This window comes from Propioniciclava sp. (genome assembly GCF_029977985.1).
Lineage (GTDB): Bacteria > Actinomycetota > Actinomycetes > Propionibacteriales > Propionibacteriaceae > Propioniciclava.
Window position 1 is genome coordinate 1 of the sequence record NZ_JARKOT010000042.1, and the last position, 3,476, is coordinate 3,476.

Annotated in this window: 3 protein-coding genes and 1 pseudogene; 1 reads left to right on the forward strand and 3 read right to left on the reverse strand. The window is 70.8% G+C overall.

Annotation, left to right across the window (positions count from 1 at the left end; all coding sequences use genetic code 11):
- The 3 genes and pseudogenes from Q1K57_RS02725 to Q1K57_RS02735 form a co-directional block, all read right to left on the reverse strand.
- Positions 1 to 136: pseudogene (locus tag Q1K57_RS02725) on the reverse strand (elongation factor Ts); the annotation flags it as partial.
- 31 nt (positions 137 to 167) lie between these two features.
- Positions 168 to 1,115 carry a 30S ribosomal protein S2 gene (gene rpsB, locus Q1K57_RS02730; RefSeq protein ID WP_300078747.1) on the reverse strand — a complete coding sequence of 316 codons (948 nt, stop codon included), beginning with the start codon at positions 1,113 to 1,115 and terminating at the stop codon, positions 168 to 170.
- Positions 1,116 to 1,340: 225 nt separating this feature from the next.
- The gene (locus Q1K57_RS02735; protein ID WP_300078749.1) at positions 1,341 to 2,288 is read right to left on the reverse strand and encodes a polysaccharide deacetylase family protein; all 948 of its coding nucleotides are present in this window, start codon (positions 2,286 to 2,288) and stop codon (positions 1,341 to 1,343) included.
- A gap of 149 nt (positions 2,289 to 2,437) precedes the next feature.
- Here Q1K57_RS02735 and Q1K57_RS02740 point away from each other — a divergent pair, with 149 nt between their 5' ends.
- Entirely contained in the window at positions 2,438 to 3,391 is a 954-nt protein-coding gene (locus Q1K57_RS02740) for a peptidoglycan DD-metalloendopeptidase family protein (protein WP_300078752.1), read from the forward strand.
- Positions 3,392 to 3,476 lie beyond the last annotated feature (85 nt).

A 3,476-nucleotide genomic window follows, 5' to 3' on the forward strand; every position in this document is an offset into this window, starting at 1 on the left:
CGGCTCCCTTCACGCGCAGGATCTCGGTGGCGGCCTCGAAGTCGCCGTCCGCCTCGGTGAGGGCCTTCTTGGCGTCCATCATCCCGGCGCCCGTGGCGTCGCGGAGCTTCTTGACGTCAGCAGCAGTGATTGCCATGACTGTTGTGCACCCTTTCGTGGTGGCTGGATTACTTGGACTCGGTCTCGACCTCGTCGGCGGAGGCCGGCGAATCGGGCGAGTCCGCCGACTCGGGGGACTCCGGGGACGCCGGCGACGTGGCCGACACCGGCACGGCCGGAGCCGGGGCGTCCGCCTGGTCGTCGCGCGAGGCCTCGGCGGCCTCGGCCTCGGACGTGGTCGGAGCCACCTCGGCGGCACCGAGGAGCTCGCGCTCCCACTCCGCCATCGGCTCGGCCTCGGTGGTCCCCGTGCCGGCGCCGGCGGAGCTGCGGGCCAGCAAGCCCTCGGCGACGGCGTCAGCGATGATGCGGGTCAGCAGCGCGACGGAGCGGATCGCGTCGTCGTTGCCCGGAATGGCGTAGTCGACCTCGTCGGGATCGCAGTTGGTGTCGAGGATGCCGACGATCGGGATGCGGAGCTTGCGCGCCTCGTCGATCGCGAGGTGCTCCTTCTTGGTGTCGACGACCCAGACGGCCTGCGGCAGCTTATGCATGTCACGGATACCGCCGAGCGACTTCTCCAGCTTCTCCTTCTTGCGCTCCTGCTGTAGGAGTTCCTTCTTGGTGAGCCCGGACGCCGCCACGTCGGTGAAGTCGATCGCCTGGAGCTCCTTCATCTTCTGGGTGCGCTTGGAGATCGTGGCGTAGTTGGTGAGCATGCCGCCCAGCCAACGCTGATTCACGTACGGCATGCCGACGCGGGTCGCCTGCTCGGAGATGGCCTCCTGTGCCTGCTTCTTCGTGCCGACGAAGAGGATCTGCCCCCCGCGCGCGACCGTCTCACGGACGAAGCTGTACGCCTTGTCGATATAGGTCAGCGACTGCTGGAGGTCGATGATGTAGATGCCGTTGCGCTCGCCGAAGATGAAGCGCTTCATCTTGGGGTTCCACCGACGGGTCTGGTGACCGAAGTGGACGCCGCTCTGGAGCAGCTGGCGGGTGGTGACGACGGCCATGGCCGTTCCTTTCTCGCGGGCGCACGAGGCGGCCCGCCCGGGTTGTCTCGGACCGAACCGTTCGGCCCTCCTGATGCGCTCGTCACTCCCCAGCCCGTGGGCACCCGAGGAGCGACCCGAACCTCAAGTTCAGGAAGACCGCATGCGAAGTCGACCCGGATCTGCCGAGTCGCTGGGAACAGCATAACGGGGCGCCGATTGAGCAGCAAAAGAGCTCGATCGGCTTCACGGGGTGGCTGGCAGGGCGCGTTCCAGCGTCACCAGGGTGTAGCCGCGACCGCGCAGGCCGTCGATCACGCCGGGGAGAGCGTCGGCGTCCAGGGTCGAGCCGTCGTTCGGGTTCGCGCCGACGTGCATGAGGACGATTCCTCCCGGCGTGGCTCCACCCAGGACGCGGTCGGTGACCGTCGTCACCGACTGGCCGCCGGAAGTGCCCTTCCACCCGAGCGTGTCCGTGGTCCACCGGAACGGGACGTAGCAGGCGCCGTTGACGACGGCGATGCGATGTGCGTCGACCGCACCGAAGGGGAACCGGAAGTACGGGTGGGGGTCCTGGCCGGTCGTGTCCTTGATGTCGGCAGCGCCCGCGGCCAGTTCGGCGCGGACAGCGGCGTCGTCGAGGGTGGTCAGGTCGGGGTGGGTGGACGTGTGGTTGCCGATGGGATGGTCACGGGCGATGGCGCGGGCGGAGGCCGGGAAGCTCCGCGCATAGCGGCCGGTGAGGAAGAACGTGGCGGGGGCGTCCTTGTCGGCCAGGACGGACAGGATCGCCGCCGTGCCCGTGTCGTCGCCGCCGGCGTCGAACGTGAGCGCGATCACCTTGCCGCTGCCGGGCATGGTGGTCAGATCCCGGCCGAGCAGCCCGGTCGGGATCGTGCACGCGGCGGTCTCCACCGGGGCTGTCGTGGCGGGCTGCGTGGGCCTGGCCGGGCGGGTGGAGGTGGGGCCGGACGCCGTCGGCGTCCGGGTGGCGGTGGGCGTGGGCGGTGCCGGAACTGTGCTTGGCGGAACTGCGCTGGCAGAAGCGGTGGTTGCGGGGGTCGTGGTGACGGACACGGGCGGAGGCTCCGGCAGGGGGGCGCCGGGGGTGGCGATGGGCGGGGTGAGGGCGCAGCCGGCGAGCAGTGCCGCGCCGGCCACGAGGACGCCGAGGAGCCCGCGCGTGGACGCCATGCACCCATGGTCCGGCAAAGTGCTGGAGCATGGCTGATGGGACGCGAAGAATCACCGAAGAGTCGCGTGCCATCCAGGGGCCGGGCAGCGCACCCACGACGTGCGAATCGCGCTGACAAGGCGTGACGGACGGTGCCTAATGTGCGGTCGTGAAGATCATCGTGAGCATCGCCCTCGTCGGGCTGATCCTGTTCACCGGTGCCACCCCCGCCACCGCCGAGGGCACCGGGCAACTCCCGCTGGCCGGAACGGTGGTGACCGGCTTCGACCCACCCGACGTGGCGTGGGGGGCGGGCCACCGCGGTGTGGACCTTTCCGGCTCACCCGGGGACACGGTCGTCGCCCCCGCTGGCGGGGTCGTGATATTCGCGGGAGTCGTGGCGGGGCGTCCGGTGGTCGTGGTCAGCCATGGCGAGCTGCGCTCGACCCTCGAGCCCGTGGAGGCGAGCGTGCCCGTCGGCACGCGGGTGTCCGCCGGCGACCCGGTCGGGGTGCTCGTGGCGGGGCACGCGTGCTCCGCGCCGGCCTGCCTCCATTGGGGACTCAAACGTGGCGAGGACTATCTGGACCCGCTCGCCTTCGTGACCGGCAGCGAGGTGCGGCTGTTGCCGGACGATGCGGCTGCCGGTGTCCGGGAGCGCGCGGCCGAACGGGAGCGCGCAGCCCAATCATCCGGCGACACTGCCACGGTCGTGGTGGCGGGATCGGGGGCGTTGTCGAGGCCGTCGGCCGGGGCGGTGACGTCGGTCTTCGGCATGCGGTTCCACCCCATCTTCCACGAGTGGCGGATGCACAACGGCATCGACCTGTCGACGGGGTGCGGGTCCCCCATCCGTGCCGCCGCCGACGGCGTGGTGACCCACATGGGCTACGACGCGTCGGGCGGGTGGCGCCTGGTCGTGTCGCACGGGATCGTGAACGGCGTCGACCTGCAGACGGTCTACCTGCACGCGCAGGGGTACCGCGTCCGGGCGGGCGACCGGGTGCGCCGCGGCGAACAGGTGGGGACGGTCGGCAGCACCGGCTGGTCGACGGGCTGTCATCTGCACTTCAGCGTCAAGGCCGACGGCCGTCAGGTCGACCCACAGCCGTGGCTGGGCTGATCCGGCTGCTGCCGCAGGAGGGCTCGCTCGCACCCTGCGGTGAGGGATCCGCGATGGGGCATCGGGCGCCGCCAGGACGCCACCG